This is a genomic window from Hydrogenophaga sp., assembly GCF_030656115.1.
GTDB lineage: Bacteria > Pseudomonadota > Gammaproteobacteria > Burkholderiales > Burkholderiaceae_C > Hydrogenophaga.
On sequence record NZ_JAUSOO010000053.1, the window covers coordinates 1 to 15,294 of the forward strand.

The window sequence follows — 15,294 nt, forward strand, 5'->3', positions numbered from 1 at the left end:
TCCTTGCCTTGCAGCGTGGTCTGGCGGTGCTGGGCCAGGTACCAGTCGGGGAACAGTTGCAGCTCGCGGCGCAACAGCGGCTCGTCGTAGGCCGGCAGCACGCCGGGTTTGGACGCCAGCTGCCAAGCCAGCAAGGTGTCCAGCGCCTGCAGGTAGCGCGCGTGGTTGGCGGCCGGGTTGTCCGGCTGTATCTGCTCCATCATGGTCTGCGTGCCCAGGTCGGGCAGCAGCATGAAGCCCTGCGGCTCGTCCCAGGCCAGAATCTGCGGTACCAGCAGGCCGGCGGCTTGCATCAGGCCGGCCACGTGCACGAAGGGTTGGCAGTTTTCTTTGTCGGGCGGGGCGTCCATCACGATACGGCTGGCGCCGTCGACCGTGTCCACCCGCAGGTAGCGGCGAAAGCTGGCATCGGCCGAGGCTGGGCGCAGCGTGGCGGGCAGCAGGCCCTGGGCGCTGGCCAGGCCTTGCAGCCAGGCGTTGAAGGCGGTTTCGCGCTGGGGGTTGGCCCACGCAACAAGGGGTTGTATCGGGGTCATGGCAGTGGGCGGGTGCACAGCGACAGCCGCTGTGTGGGCATAGGATAATCGCCGCAGATTCTACAAACCCGTTTCCAGTGGCCTGTGAGCGTTGCCACATGAAATCCCCACTGAACTTTGACAGGCTCTGCCGCTGCGGGTCCACCCACCGCGGCCCGGGCACTGACCACGAGCCCACCGCCTTGAACCGCCGCACCGCACCGCCATTCCCTGCCCCTGCCGCCGGTAACCCCCTTAAGCCCCGCTTCGAACAGGCTCCGGTGGCGCACGCCGTGCGCAGTTTGCTCGCCTGGCTGGCGCTGGGTGCCTTGGCCGTGCCGGGACTGGGGTGGGCCCAGCCAGGTGGTGGCGACGAAGCCTTGCCCTCCGGCCTTCGCTTGCAAACCAGCCCTCTGCTGCAAGAAAACCTGCCCAAGGCAGTGGAAAGCCAATTGCCCACCTTTGTGTCGGGTGATCGTCTGTCGGGCCAGACCGATGGGTTGGTGGTGATTGAAGGCATGGAGGGCGGCGCCGAGCTGCGCCGCCACGGCACCGTGATCCGTGCGGACCGGCTGGAGTTTGACCAAAGCAGCAGCGATGCGCGCGCGGTGGGCAACGTGCTCATCAACCGCAGTGGCAACCGGTTTGAGGGTCCTGAGCTGCAAATCAACGTGGAGACCAGCCGCGGCACCTTTGCGCAGCCCGCGTTTTCGCTGCTGAACAACGGCGGACAGGGCGACGCCAGCCGCATCGACTTTCTCGACGAAGATCGCATGGCCGCGCACGATGCACGCTACTCCACCTGCCCGCGCACACCGGGCCAAAAATGGATGCCCGACTGGCTGGTGCGGGCCACCCGCATCGACCTGGACAACGCCGAAGAAGTCGGCATGGCCACCGGTGGCGTGCTCGAATTCAAGGGCGTACCCATTCTGGGTGCGCCCTATCTGAGCTTTCCGCTCTCCGACAAGCGCAAGTCCGGTGTGTTGCCGCCCACCATCAACATCGACAACATCAGCGGCCTGGAACTGACGCTGCCTTACTACCTGAACCTGGCGCCCCACTTCGACGCCACGCTCTACCCCACCGTCATGAGCAAGCGCGGTGTCGACCTGGGCGGCGAGTTTCGCTACCTGGATCCGAGCTACAACGGTGAGGTGCGCGCGGCGTTCATGCCCTCGGACCGCTTGCGCGACAGCAACCGCTGGGGCTATTCGGTGCAGCACAACCACCGCCTGCAAGAGCAGACCGGTGTGCGCCTGCTGGGTCTGGACAACCCGGTGGGCTTGCGCCTGAACCTCAACCGCGTGAGCGACGACGATTACTGGCGCGATTTCCCGCGCTCCAACACCTCGCTCACCTCGCGTCTGCTGGCCAACGAAGCGGTGCTCAGCTGGGCGCGCGGCCCCTGGTCGGTGGAGGCGGGTGCGTACCAATGGCAAACCTTGCAAGATGTGGCAGCGCCCATCACGCCGCCTTACGACCGCCTGCCTTCGCTGGCTGTGCGTTATGCGCGCAACGACGCCAGCATCGGCGGTCTCGGTGGCTGGGACTGGTCTGTGCGCACCGAGACGACCCGCTTCCGGGCCGATGCTGTGGCTGCGGCACTGGACCGGCAGAACGGAACCCGGAGTTTGGCTGTGGGTGAAATCAGCCGCAATTGGCAAGCACCCGGCGGCTACGTGAAACCGCGCATGCAGTTGCATGCCGCGCACTACCAGTTGGACGATCCGCTGAGCACGGGCACGCGCAGTGCCTCGCGCGTGGTACCCACCGTCAGTGTGGACAGTGGGCTGGTGTTTGAGCGCCATGCCAACTACCTGGGTCGCAGCTTCCTCCAAACGCTGGAGCCACGGGCCTTTTTCACCTGGACGCCCTACCGCGACCAATCGCTGCTACCGAACTACGATTCGGCCGCCAACGATTTCAACTTCGCCTCAATCTACACCGAAAACGCCTTTGGCGGCAACGACCGCATCTCGGACACCCGAGCCCTCACCGTCGGCGCCAGTTCGCGCCTGCTGGACCCCCAAACCGGCGCCGAGGTGGTGCGCCTGGGCATTGCTCAGCGCTATCTGCTGCGCGATCAGAACGTCGTGCTGCCCAACGCCGCTGGGTTGCCTGGTGGCGACCCTCAGTTGGAGCGCCTGAGCGACGTGTTGGTGGGTGGGCGCATCCAGTGGGATTCGCGCTGGTCCATGGACGCCAATGTGCAGTTCAACCCGAAAGAGCGCGCGTCGGTGCGCACCACCTTGAGTGGTCGCTACACGCCCAGCAACTACCGCGTGCTCAGCGCCGCCTACCGCCTGCAGCGCGGCAGCAGCGAGCAATTCGACATCGGCTGGCAATGGCCGCTGAACGACCTGTGGAGCACCCCCGTGCGCAACGGGGCATCCGGCCAGGCGCTGGGTGCCGGGCAGTGGTACAGCGTGGGCCGCATCAATTACAGCGTGCCCGATCGCAAGATCGTCGATCTGGTGGCCGGCTTTGAGTACGATGCGGGTTGCTGGCTTGGCCGTTTGGTGGTCGAGCGGCTGCAGCGCAGCAGTGCCAGCGCGAACCAACGCATCCTGTTTCAACTCGAATTCTCGGGTTTCTCACGCATTGGGTCCAATCCGCTGAAGACACTCAAGGACAACGTGCCCCGCTACCAGTACCTGCGAGAAGAAATCAACCCGCCGAGCCGGTTCCAACACTATGACTGATCACCTCCTCTTTTCCGCCCGCCTGTCCCGCTTGGCTGCCGTGCTTCTGTGCGCGCCTTTGGTGTGGGGCGGTGTGGCCACGGCGCAGGCCTTGCGTCCGTCGACACAACTCAATTCCATGCGCAGTGTGGCGCCCTCCGGACCGCAGACCGCCGACTACATTGTCGTGTTGGTCAATTCCGAGCCGGTGACCAACAACGAGGTGCGCCAACGCATGTTGCGTGTGGAACAGCAATTGAGCCAGCAAGGCGCACCCATGCCGCAGCGCAGCGAATTGGTTCGCCAGGTTCTGGAGCAGTTGGTGGGCGAACGCGCCCAACTCCAGCACGCCACCGAACTGGGACTGCGCGTGGACGAGGCCACACTGCTGCAGGCCGAGCAATCGATTGCCGAGCAAAACCAGTTGAGCCTGGAAGAATTCCGCCGCCGCATGGCGGCCCAAGGCATGGACATCAACCGACTGCGCAGCGACCTGCGCAACCAGATATTGCTGCAGCGTGTGCGCGAACGCGAGGCCGAATCCCGCGTGAGCGTTACCGAGGCCGACATCGATGCATTCATTCTTGAAAAGCAAGCCAACATCGACCCCAGCCAGCAAGGGCTGAACCTGGCGCACGTGCTGGTCCTGGTGCCCGAAGGGGCTACCGAAGAAAGTGTGCGTGAACTGCAGGCGCGCGCTCAGGCGGTGGCCGATCGCGCCCGCAGCGGTTACGACTTTGCCGCTTTGGCACGCGACTATTCCGATGCGCCTGAACGTACCAACGGGGGGGTGTTTGGCATGCGTCCGGCCGACCGCTTGCCTGCGCTGTTTGTCGAAGCGGTTCAGCCGGTGCCGGCTGGCGGCATCGTCGGCCCATTTCGCAGCCCCGCTGGGTTCCATGTGCTCAAGGTGCTGGAAAAAAGCCAGGCCGGTTTGCCCGATGTGGTGGTCACACAGACCCGCGCACGCCACATTCTGTTGCGTACCAGCCCGCAGCTCAGCCAGGAAGCTGCTGTGGCCCGGCTCAACCAATTCCGCGAGCAAGTCACCGGCGGGCAGGCCAGCTTTCCAGCGCTCGCCCGTGAACACAGCCAGGACGGTTCTGCGCGCCAAGGCGGCGATCTCGGTTGGGCCAGTCCGGGGCAGTTTGTGCCCGAGTTCGAAGAAGCCATGAACGCACTGCGCCCTGGGGAAATCTCCCAGCCTTTGGTGTCGCGCTTTGGTGTGCACCTGATCCGTGTGGACGAGCGGCGCGACAACACCTTGAGCCCACGCGAACAGCGCGAGGTGGTGCGCGGTCTGGTGCGTGAGCAAAAGGCAGGCGATGCGCTGCAAAGCTGGGCACAGGACGTGCGCAGTCGGGCGTTTGTGGAATACCGCGAAGCACCCCAACCGTGACACGGTCCGCCACCAGCCGTGGGCGCCCCGCATGAAACACATCGCCCGCAAACGCTTCGGCCAGCACTTTCTGACCGACCACGCCATCATCGATGGGATCGTGGACGCCATCGGCCCGCAGCCCGGTGATGCCATGGTTGAAATTGGCCCCGGCCTGGCCGCCATGACGCAGCCCCTGGTGGAAAGGTTGGGTCGCCTCACGGTGATCGAACTCGACCGCGACCTTGCTGCCCGACTGCGCAGCCATGCGCAACTGGAGGTGATCGAGTCCGATGTGTTGAAGGTGGATTTCACCGCCCTGGCCGAGCGCCTGTGTGCCAGGTCAACCGGTCAGGAAACCGCTGCCGGGCGACCCAAACTCCGTGTGGTCGGCAACCTGCCGTACAACATCTCCACGCCCATTCTGTTTCACCTGCTGGACCACGTGGCGGTGGTGCAGGACCAGCATTTCATGCTGCAAAAGGAGGTGATCGACCGCATGGTGGCCCGCCCCGCCTCGTCCGATTACAGCCGCTTGTCGGTCATGCTGCAGTGGCGTTACGCCATGGACAACGTGCTGTTCGTGCCGCCCGAGAGCTTTGATCCGCCGCCGCGCGTGGACAGCGCCATCGTGCGCATGGTGCCGCTGGTCGAGCCGCCAGCGATGGACATCCGGTTGTACGGTGAATTGGTGCAGACCGCCTTCAGTCAGCGCCGCAAGATCTTGCGCAACACACTGGGCAAATGGCTGGATGCACGGGGCTTTTCAGGCACCTTTGACGTGCAACGCCGCGCCGAAGAAGTGCCGGTGCACGAATACGTGGCCCTGTGCCAGGCGGTGCAACACGCTGCCCCCAACACGCAGGCGTGAAAAAGCCGCTGCTTGCAGCGGCTTGGTATTCAAACCCAACACACCGCAGCACCGGCTTTGCCGGACCGCAGATGTTGCCCCTTAGCGGGGGAGACGACCTTGTGCGAGATACGCAAGGGGCGTTTTTTCAAGCTGCGTTCAACCAGTACCCAGCGTTGAACGGGCTGCTCATGCGCAGTGCCATGGGACTCACATCGAGCAGCTTGTCGGTGGGCATCGGCTCTTCGCTTTCCACTTCGATGTGCTCTTCGCCTTTGGGCGTACGGGCCACCGAGAACGAATAGAAGCAGCGGAACGGGATCTTGCGATCGCTCCAGTAGTCGGCGGCGTCGCGGAAGATGTCGAGCAGTTGCTCGCGTGCTTCTTTGTCGAACTTGGCATGGGCCGGGATGTGCTCCAGCACGACGATGAAACCCGTTTGCGGCCCCGACTTGTGGACCATGTCGGTCATGCAGTCGTAAAGCGCATCGAAGTTTTTGCCGAAGTGGGTGGGCAAGGTGTATTGAGCTGCGATCAACTCCAACACGTCCTGTTTGCTCTGGGCTTTCGCCAGGTTGGCATACAGAAAGTGGTGTCCCAATTGCTCGGCCGAAGCCTGCAGGTCTTTCACGCCATAGGCGCGGATCGACTGAACGATATTGGGGCGTACGTTACGAAGTGGCGTGTCCATCTCCGCGTCTCTTTCAAAGGTCAAAGTTAAAAATCCATTCACCACCCAAGCTCACTGCACAATCAGCCGGAAGCTGTTGTAGTGATCTTCGGTGTAATAACACGCATCAGGAGCCTGGGGCTTCAGCCCTCCGCACACGATCCGCCTGGCCCCTCGGTGCCTCAGGCCCGGGGTGGGTACGGTGTATTCACGGTAAAACCCCCGTTTTTGCATGGGCAGCAAACGCTCACGGTTGCCAAACACGGTGCCGTCTTTCTCGTACTGAAACGGTCCACCTTCGCGGATCTGTTCCATGACCTGTCGCCCCTGCGGGGGCAAACCGGACCACGCCACCGAAGCGGTCGCCGTGTCGGGTGATGACGGGGGCACCGGCGCCCTGGCTTGCACCAATAGGGTGCTCAGCATTCCCGTCAGCGCCACGGCCACCACGGGTCCAAGAACCCATTTGACGCGCCAGTTGGTTGCCCGGATCTGTTTCAGACCCATCAAAATCCCTGCTCCTGATGCAATCAACCCGCCACCCACACCAGTCAAAAGACGCCAAAAGCCTCTTTTAACCCCGTGTCGGAGGGCGGGTTAACCCTGAAAATCAAGTGCGCTAGTGTGCCTCAAGCGCCACAGAAATGCAAGTCGATGCTGAATAAACAGGCAGGGATGCAGGGAAAAATACGTTGAAAAGTTAGCGCTTGCTTTTTGCCAAGCGATCAGCGGGCCACGTTGGCTTCGGCCACGGTGAGGGCGGTCATGTTGACGATGCGGCGCACGGTGGCGCTGGCCGTGAGAATGTGCACGGGTTTGGCCACGCCGAGCAACATGGGGCCAATGGCAATGTTGCCGCCTGCCGCTGTTTTGAGCAGGTTGTAGGCGATGTTGGCGGCGTCTATGTTGGGCAAAACCAGCAGGTTGGCATCGCCTTGCAAGGTGGAGTTGGGCATCAGGGTATGCCGGGCGCTGGCATCCAGTGCCACGTCACCGTGCATTTCACCATCCACCTCCAGCCACGGGGCTTGCTCGCGCAGCAATACAAGGGTGTCCCGCATCTTGATGGCGCTGGGCTGGTTGCTGGAGCCAAAATTGGAGTGCGACAGCAGCGCCGCCTTGGGCGTGATGCCAAAACGCAGCATCTCTTCAGCGGCCATGACGGTGATCTCGCACAGCTGTTCGGCCGTGGGGTCGTAGTTGACGTGGGTGTCGACCAGGAACACCTGGCGCCCTGGGAGCATCAGCACGTTCATACACGCGTATATACGCACATCCTGGGCGGTGCGGGGGCTGCCGCCTTCGCGCTTGCCAATCACCTGGTCGATGTACTCCAGGTGGTTTGCGGTGGTGCCCCAGGTGCCGCAGATCATGCCGTCCACTTCGCCCTTGTGAAGCAGCATGGAGCCGATCAGGGTCAGGCGCCTGCGCATCTCGATCTTGGCGAGCTGAGCGGTCACGCCCTTGCGCTCGGTCATGCGGTGGTAGGTCTGCCAGAAATCGCGGTAGCGGTGGTCTTGCTCCACGTTGACCACGTCGTAATCCAGTTCTTCCTTCAGGCGCAGGCCGAATTTTTCAATGCGCTGAGCGATCACAGCCGGGCGACCGATCAGCGTGGGGCGGGCCAGGCCCTCGTCCACCACGATCTGGCAGGCGCGCAGCACGCGCTCTTCTTCGCCTTCGGCGTAGGCCACGCGCTTGCGGCTGGCGTTTTTCGCTGCCGCATAAATCGGCTTCATGATGGTGCCCGAGGCAAACACGAAGCTCTGCAGCTTTTCGCGGTAGGCCTCCATATCGGTCACCGGGCGCAGGGCCACGCCGCTGTCGGCCGCTGCCTGGGCCACGGCGGGGGCAATTTTCATCATCAGGCGCGGGTCAAACGGCTTGGGGATGAGGTATTCGGGACCGAAGGCCAGTTTTTCACCCGCGTAGGCGGCGGCCACCACTTCGCTTTGCTCGGCCTGTGCCAACTCGGCAATGGCGTGCACCGCTGCAATCTCCATCTCGTCGGTGATGGTGGACGCGCCCGCGTCCAGCGCGCCACGAAAGATGTAGGGAAAGCACAGGACGTTGTTGACCTGGTTCGGGTAGTCCGAACGGCCGGTGGCCATGATGGCGTCGTCGCGCACGGCCTTCACGTCTTCGGGCTGGATTTCCGGGTTGGGGTTGGCCAGCGCAAAAATCAGTGGGCGGGCGGCCATTTTGGCCACCATGTCTTTTTTCAGCACGCCGCCAGCCGACAGGCCAAGGAACACGTCCGCGCCTTCAATGGCTTCGCTCAGTGTGCGCTGGTCGGTCTTTTGGGCAAACTGGATCTTGTCCTCGTCCATCAACTCGGTACGGCCTTCATAAACCACGCCGGCCAGGTCGGTGACCCAGATGTTTTCACGCGGGATGCCCAGTTTCACCAGCAAGCCCAGGCAGGCCAATGCCGCAGCGCCAGCGCCGGAGGTGACGAGCTTGACCTGCTTGGGGTCTTTGCCGGCCACTTTCAGGCCGTTGAAGATGGCCGCGCCCACCACGATGGCGGTGCCGTGCTGGTCGTCGTGAAACACCGGAATCTTCATGCGCTCGCGCAGCTTGCGCTCGACATAAAAACAGTCGGGCGCCTTGATGTCTTCGAGGTTGATGCCGCCAAAGGTGGGTTCCAGCGAGGCAATGATGTTGACCAGCTTGTCCGGGTCTTTTTCGTTGATCTCGATGTCGAACACGTCAATGCCCGAAAACTTCTTGAACAACACCGCCTTGCCTTCCATCACCGGCTTGGCCGCCAGTGGGCCGATGTCGCCCAGGCCCAGCACGGCGGTGCCGTTGGTGATGACAGCCACCAGGTTGCCACGGCTGGTGTATTTGAAAGCGTTGTTCGGGTCTGCCACGATCTCTTCGCACGGAGCGGCCACACCAGGCGAGTAAGCCAGCGCCAGGTCGCGCTGGTTGGTGAGCTGCTTGGTGGCGGCAATGGCCAGTTTGCCGGGCGTGGGGAACTCGTGGTATTCGAGCGCAGACCGCTTGAGTTCGGCGCGTTTGTTTTCTTGGTTTTCCGGGGTCATCGGCTTGTCTCCTGACGGAATGATTTATTGCAATGTGAAAGCGAATTGCGCATTCTAAATCTTTGAACGGGGGAAACCCTAGTCAGTAGAAGTGCGTAGTGGTTGCATTGGCTGTGACATTTTGAGCGGGAATGGCTTGGCTGGCCGGTTGGGCATGGGATTCATGTCGGTTCACAGGGGGTTGTCTGGACTTGAGCAAAAAGTTGTTGCGCATCTTCTTTGCAGCACAAACCGGTGCTCACGCTCAGCAGCGCCGCCGAACCGGCCGCCACGCCCCAGGCGAAGGCTTCGGTGAGCGGGCGGTGGTGTTGCAGCGCCCAGACCATGCCGCCCACAAAGCTGTCGCCCGCGCCCACCGCGCTGGCCACCTGGATGGGCAGCGGCGGTGCGCGCCAGGCGCCGTCGCGCGTGACCAGCAGGGCACCCAGGTGCCCCAGGGTCAGCGCCACCACCTCGGCCTGGCCGTTCGACACCAGAGCACGCGCCGCCGCTTCCCATTGCTCTGGCGTCTCCAGCGCTTGCCCGCTGAGTTCAGACAGTTCGCGCAGGTTGGGCTTGACGAGGTACACGCCTTCGGCCAGCGCCGCGGCCAGCGCGGGGCCCGAGGTGTCGATCACCAAGCGAGCACCGCGCTCGCGGCACAGGCGCGCCAGTCGGGCGTCAAAGTCCGGCGGTACACCGGGCGGCAGGCTGCCGCTGGCCACCAGCACATCGGGGAAGTCGGGCAGGTGCCACAGGTGGTCCAGACAGGCCTGCCACTCGGCCTCGCTCAACGTGGGGCCGGGCATCACAAAGCGGTATTCGGCACCGGTGGCGTGCTCGTGCACTGTGAAGCTGACGCGGGTTTCACCGGCGATGGGCAAGAAAATGCCGTGCATGCCTTCCTGTGCCATGCGGGCTTGTAGCCACTGGCCGGTTGAGCCGCCTGTGGGGCACAGGGCGGTGCAGTGGCCGCCCATGCGGGCCAGCACACGCGCCACATTGATGCCGCCGCCGCCAGCGTCGTGCAGGGTGTCGCTGCAGCGCAGTTTGTGGGTGGGCACCACGCGTTCGGTTTCGGTAGCCAAGTCCACCGAGGGGTTCATGGTGAGGCAGAGGATGCGCAGGGGAGTTGTTGGCTGGGGCATGCGGTGTTTCTACCGCAAAACAGCCTCTTGCCGGGTGGATTCAGCGCAGGTGCTTCAGTCTCTTGGCAGCAAAGGCTTCCAGCACGCCCAGGCCGCGCCCGCCAGGTTCCAGCGTGAAGGCTTGTCCGGCCTCGATGCTGCCGGGCTGCACCACCGCCAGATAAAAGCCGGGGCAGGCGTGTTCCATCATCAGCCGCCCGGCCTGGGGCAGGCCCATCACGGCGTTGAACTTGTAGCAGGGTTCGCGCGGGGCCGTCACGCGCAGCACACAGTCGGGGAAATGCAGGGTGTCGCCGATCCACACCTCGCGTTCCAGCAGCCCGGCCAGGCTCAGGTTTTCGCCCATGAAGCCGGGTGGCAGGGTGTCGTCGAACAGGGTGGCGCTGTGTTCGCGCCGCTGTGTGTGCCAAAAGGCGAGGTGTTCGGTGGGGTAGGCGTACACCGCCTTGTCCAGCCCACCGTGCACGCTGGGGTCGGCCTGCTCGTCGCCGTGCAGCCCGAGCCGGCCCACGGTGACCGGCCCGGCCACCGCACTCTTGCCTATGGCCGACAGAACATTGCGGTGGCCCACCCGCAGCGGGCGGGCGGTGCCGGTGTTGACGCTGAGTACGCGCACCGCTTCAGCCGCGCATCAGCGCTTCGATCTCGTCGGCCGCCACCGGCACGCCCCGGCTGATGAGTTCGCAGCCGGTTTCGGTGACGATGGCATCGTCTTCAATGCGAATGCCGATGTTCCAGAATTCGCGCAGGATGCGGTCGCTCGGGCGCACATACAGGCCGGGCTCGATGGTGAGCGCCATGCCGGGGCGCAGGATGCGGCTGGGCCGGTCCTTGATGGTTTCGCCGCTGAGCGGGTCTTTGCGCTCGCTGACCTTACCCAGTTCGGTGGGCTCCACGTAGCTGCCGCAGTCGTGCACGTCCATGCCCAGCCAGTGGCCGGTGCGGTGCATGTAGTGGGCGAAGTAGTGGCGGTGCTCAATTGCGTCTTCCAGCGTGCCCACCTGGTGCTTGTCCAGCAAGCCCAGGTCCAGCATGCCTTGGGTCAGCACTTTCACCGTGGCTTCGTGCGGGTCCACAAAGCGGTTGCCGGGTTTTGTGGCGGCAATGGCGGCTTCCTGGCTGGCCAGAACCAGGTCGTACAGCGCACGTTGTGGGCCGGTGAAGCGACCGTTGGCCGGGAAGGTGCGGGTGATGTCGGAGGCGTAACCGTCGAGCTCGCAGCCGGCGTCGATCAGCACCAGCTCGCCGTCGCGGATGGGCGCGTTGTCGGCGCGGTAATGCAGCACGCAGGCGTTGGCACCGGCCGCCACGATGCTGCCGTAGGCCGGGTATTGCGAACCGTGCTGGCGAAATTCGTGCAGCAGCTCGGCGTCCAGGTGGTATTCGCGCACATCCTGGCCGGCGCGCAGCATGGCGGCGCTGCGCTGCATGGCGCGAATGTGGGCACGTGCGCTGATCTGCGCGGCGCGCCGCATGATGCTCTGTTCGTGCGCGTCCTTGATCAGCCGCATCTCATCAAGCACCCCGCACAGATCGCGCTGCACCTCGGGGCACAGCGCACCAAAGCGCACGCGCGAACGCACGCCATGCAGCCAACCGTCTACCCGCCCTTCCAGCCCTTTGTGGGTGGCAAACGGGTACCAGACGGTGTGGCGGTTTTCCAGCAGCCGGGGCAGGCGCTGGTCCAGTTCGGTCACCGAAAACGCCTGGCTCACGCCCAGGTGGCTGGGCGCGGCTTCGGGGCCCATGCGGATGCCGTCCCAAATCTCGCGCTCCAGGTCTTTGGGCTGGCACAACAGCGTGGTCTCACCCTCGGCGGTGATCACCAGCCAGGCGTTGGGCTCGGTGAAACCGGTGAGGTAATAAAAGTAGCTGTCGTGCCGGAACAGGAATTCGCTGTCGCGGTTGCGCGAGCGCTCGGGCGCGGTGGGCACGATGGCGATGCCGCCGGGGCCCAGCAGGGCGGCCACACGGGCGCGGCGTTCGGCGTACAGATGGAAGTGGGTGGTGGTGTCCATGGCCGCCATTGTGCGGGTTTTAGATCGCCTTTGCCCTCGCCGGGGTGTGCCCCCGATCGACCCAGGCAGCTGCCTGGGCTGCCGTTCAGCCCAGAAGGCGGTTCAGTTCTTCCAGGCGCTCAGGCGTACCCACGTCGGCCCAACGGCCGGTGTACAGCTCGGCGCTGACCCGGCCCGCTTGCATGGCGCGGCGCAGCAGCGGCGCCAGTGGCTCGGCCGTGCCTTGTGGATTGCCGGGGATGGTGTCGCACCAAGGCGCCTCAAACAACGCGCGCCGGTACAAGCCGATGGTGCTGTAGGTGAACTTTTCGTCGGCCTGGTTCAGCGCCAGGCCCGTGGCGCTCAGGCCAAAGTCACCGCTGGGGTTGTGTGGCGGGTTGGGCACCAGCCAGATGTGGGCCAGTTGCTCGCTGGCGGCGAAGCGTTCCACGCTGCCTGCGGTGAAGGCAAAGTCGGGCGCGAACACATCCCCGGCCAGCACCCAGAACACATCGCCCAACTGCGGCAGTGCGCGCGAAATACCCCCCGCCGTCTCCAGGGCATAGCCAAAGTCCTGCCCCTCGTGTGAAAACGCGATCTCGGCGCCCGGCTGTTGCTCGGGCCAGTCGGCAAAACACTGCTCAATCTGCTCGCCCAGCCAAGCGGTGTTCACCAGCACGCGCGAGAAGCCTCCTCGCAGCAGCGCTTCCATAGGCCACTGCATCAGGGGTTTGCCGCGCACGATCAGCAACGGTTTGGGGGTGTGATCGGTCAGAGGTCGCATGCGCATGCCGCGTCCGGCGGCCAGCAGCATGGCGGGAACGGAAGAGGAAGATGTGCGCAACATGGGGGTCCGGCAGTGAGGTGATCCAGTCGGTCTGGAGCATTTGAATTATGTGCGAGGGCCGCGTTTTGTGGACAGGCCCGGCACCCGACTGGGTGACGCCGCGCAACGGGCCGATAAAATCGGTGGTTTGGCGCATTTGCGCCGCCACCTCCATCCATTGGTTTCTCCCCATGTCCGACGCAGCCAGCACCCCCCCCAACACCCCTGTTGACGCCCCGATGGCCACCCCCGTGGCCGCAGCAGCCCCGAGCGTGTCGGCCCAGACCCAGGCCAACGCCATCCGCGCGCTCGCCATGGACGCGGTGCAGGCGGCCAACTCCGGCCACCCCGGCGCGCCCATGGGCATGGCCGACATGGCCGTGGCCCTGTGGGGCCACCACCTGCGCCACAACCCGACCAACCCCGCCTGGGCCAACCGCGACCGCTTCGTGCTGTCCAACGGCCACGGTTCCATGCTGATTTACGCGCTGCTGCACCTGACCGGTTACAAGCTGCCCATGCAGGAGCTGAAGAACTTCCGCCAGTTCGGCAGCAAGACCGCCGGCCACCCCGAAGTCGGCCACACGCCCGGCGTGGAAACCACCACCGGCCCGCTGGGCCAGGGCCTCACCAACGCTGTGGGCATGGCGCTGGCCGAGAAGCTGCTGGCCAGCGAGTTCAACCGCACCGTTGGCGATGTTCACCATGCCATCGTGGACCACCACACCTATGTGTTCATGGGCGACGGTTGCCTGATGGAAGGCATCAGCCACGAAGCCGTGGCCCTGGCCGGCGCCTGGAAGCTCAACAAGCTGATTGCCCTGTACGACGACAACGGCATCTCCATCGACGGCCAGGTCGCGCCCTGGTTCATCGACGACACGCCCAAGCGCTTTGAAGCCTGCGGCTGGAATGTCATTCGCGCGGTGGACGGCCACGACGCCGACGCCGTGAGCGCCGCCATTGCCGCCGCCAAAAACAGCGCCGACAAACCCACCCTGATCTGCTGCAAAACCAGTATCGGCAAGGGCAGCCCGAACCGTTCCAACACCGCCAAGGCCCACGGCGAGCCGCTGGGCGCTGAAGAAATCAAGCTCACCCGCGAAGCGCTGGACTGGCCGCACGCCCCGTTTGTGATCCCGAAAAACGTGGCCGCCGCCTGGGATGCCAAGGCCGCTGGCAAAGCCGCAGAAGCCGCCTGGAACACCCAGTTCGCCGCCTACAAAACCGCTTTCCCCGAGCTGGCCAAAGAGTTTGTGCGCCGCATGAAGGGCGAGCTGCCCAAGCAGTTCAACCAAGTGGCCGTGGATGCCGTGCTGGCGGCCCACACCAAGGCGGAAACCGTGGCCAGCCGCAAGGCCAGCCAGATCGCGCTGGAAACCTTCACCGCCGCCCTGCCCGAGCTGCTGGGTGGCAGCGCCGACCTGACCGGCTCCAACCTGACCAACACCAAGTCCACGCCCAACCTGCGTTTCGACCTGGCGGGCAACGTGGTGAAGAACGAAGCAGGTCAGGGCGGCCGCCACATCAACTACGGCGTGCGCGAATTCGGCATGGCCGCCATCATGAACGGCGTGGCCCTGCACGGTGGTTACATCCCCTACGGCGGCACCTTCCTCACGTTCAGCGACTACAGCCGCAACGCCATCCGCATGGCCGCGCTGATGAAGCAGCGCGTCATCCACGTCTTCACGCACGACTCCATTGGCTTGGGTGAAGATGGCCCGACCCACCAGTCGGTCGAACACGCCGCGAGCCTGCGCCTGATTCCCAACCTGGATGTGTGGCGTCCCGCCGACACGGCCGAGACCGCCGTGGCCTGGGCCGTGGCTCTGCAGAACAGCAACAAACCGACCGCGCTGCTGCTGAGCCGCCAGAACCTGCCCTACGCGCCCAAGCACGGTCTGGGCGACATCAGCCGGGGTGCCTATGTGCTGTCCGAACCCGCCGACGTGGGCATGAAGAAAAAAGCCAAAGCCGTCATCATCGCCACCGGTTCCGAAGTGCAGCTGGCGCTCAAGGCGCAAGAGCTGCTGGCCAAAGAGCACAAGATTGGCGTGCGCGTGGTGTCCATGCCCAGCACCACCGCCTTTGACCGCCAGGACACCGCTTACAAAACCGACGTACTGCCCAAGGGCCTGCCCCGCATTGCGGTGGAAATGGGTTCCACCGACGGTTGGTGGAAATACGGCGTGGC

11 protein-coding genes and 1 pseudogene are annotated in these 15,294 nt (G+C 64.4%); 4 read left to right on the forward strand and 8 right to left on the reverse strand.

From position 1 onward, the window contains the following. The coding region (locus Q7J58_RS07715; RefSeq protein WP_304825740.1) for a phosphotransferase at nt 1–536 on the reverse strand (536 nt) is incomplete at its 3' end. 182 nt (nt 537–718) lie between these two features. Here Q7J58_RS07715 and Q7J58_RS07720 point away from each other — a divergent pair. From Q7J58_RS07720 to rsmA, 3 genes are read left to right on the forward strand one after another with little or no spacing between them, the layout of a single operon-like run. Next, nucleotides 719–3,220: an LPS-assembly protein LptD gene (locus tag Q7J58_RS07720; RefSeq protein ID WP_304825743.1), complete on the forward strand. Its 2,502-nt coding sequence runs from the start codon at nt 719–721 to the stop codon at nt 3,218–3,220. A gap of 40 nt (nt 3,221–3,260) precedes the next feature. Then, nucleotides 3,261–4,598, forward strand: coding sequence for a peptidylprolyl isomerase (locus Q7J58_RS07725; RefSeq protein ID WP_304825768.1), 1,338 nt, complete (start codon nt 3,261–3,263; stop codon nt 4,596–4,598). Between the two features lie 31 nt (nt 4,599–4,629). After that, complete coding sequence (gene rsmA, locus Q7J58_RS07730; protein WP_304825745.1) at nt 4,630–5,448, forward strand: 16S rRNA (adenine(1518)-N(6)/adenine(1519)-N(6))-dimethyltransferase RsmA; 819 nt, start codon at nt 4,630–4,632, stop codon at nt 5,446–5,448. Nucleotides 5,449–5,722: 274 nt separating this feature from the next. Here rsmA and Q7J58_RS07735 read toward each other — a convergent pair. The 7 genes and pseudogenes from Q7J58_RS07735 to Q7J58_RS07765 form a co-directional block, all read right to left on the reverse strand. Continuing rightward, nucleotides 5,723–6,118 (reverse strand): annotated as a pseudogene (locus tag Q7J58_RS07735) (barstar family protein); the annotation flags it as partial. Between the two features lie 51 nt (nt 6,119–6,169). Next, complete coding sequence (locus Q7J58_RS07740; protein WP_304825771.1) at nt 6,170–6,523, reverse strand: ribonuclease domain-containing protein; 354 nt, start codon at nt 6,521–6,523, stop codon at nt 6,170–6,172. A gap of 299 nt (nt 6,524–6,822) precedes the next feature. Continuing rightward, nucleotides 6,823–9,147 (reverse strand): NADP-dependent malic enzyme, encoded by a 2,325-nt coding sequence (locus Q7J58_RS07745; RefSeq protein WP_304825751.1) that lies wholly within the window; start codon nt 9,145–9,147, stop codon nt 6,823–6,825. A gap of 161 nt (nt 9,148–9,308) precedes the next feature. Further along, nucleotides 9,309–10,274 carry a 1-phosphofructokinase family hexose kinase gene (locus tag Q7J58_RS07750; protein ID WP_304825753.1) on the reverse strand — a complete coding sequence of 322 codons (966 nt, stop codon included), beginning with the start codon at nt 10,272–10,274 and terminating at the stop codon, nt 9,309–9,311. A 40-nt stretch (nt 10,275–10,314) separates the two neighbouring features. Then, nucleotides 10,315–10,890, reverse strand: coding sequence for an MOSC domain-containing protein (locus tag Q7J58_RS07755; protein WP_304825757.1), 576 nt, complete (start codon nt 10,888–10,890; stop codon nt 10,315–10,317). A 4-nt stretch (nt 10,891–10,894) separates the two neighbouring features. After that, the gene (locus tag Q7J58_RS07760) at nt 10,895–12,301 is read right to left on the reverse strand and encodes an aminopeptidase P N-terminal domain-containing protein (protein ID WP_304825761.1); all 1,407 of its coding nucleotides are present in this window, start codon (nt 12,299–12,301) and stop codon (nt 10,895–10,897) included. A 76-nt stretch (nt 12,302–12,377) separates the two neighbouring features. After that, nucleotides 12,378–13,118: a nucleotidyltransferase family protein gene (locus Q7J58_RS07765; RefSeq protein WP_304825764.1), complete on the reverse strand. Its 741-nt coding sequence runs from the start codon at nt 13,116–13,118 to the stop codon at nt 12,378–12,380. A 218-nt stretch (nt 13,119–13,336) separates the two neighbouring features. On the opposite strand from Q7J58_RS07765, the gene tkt reads away from it, so the two are divergent. Further along, nucleotides 13,337–15,294 (forward strand): transketolase (gene tkt / locus Q7J58_RS07770; RefSeq protein ID WP_304825775.1); only part of this gene is annotated, 1,958 nt, incomplete at its 3' end.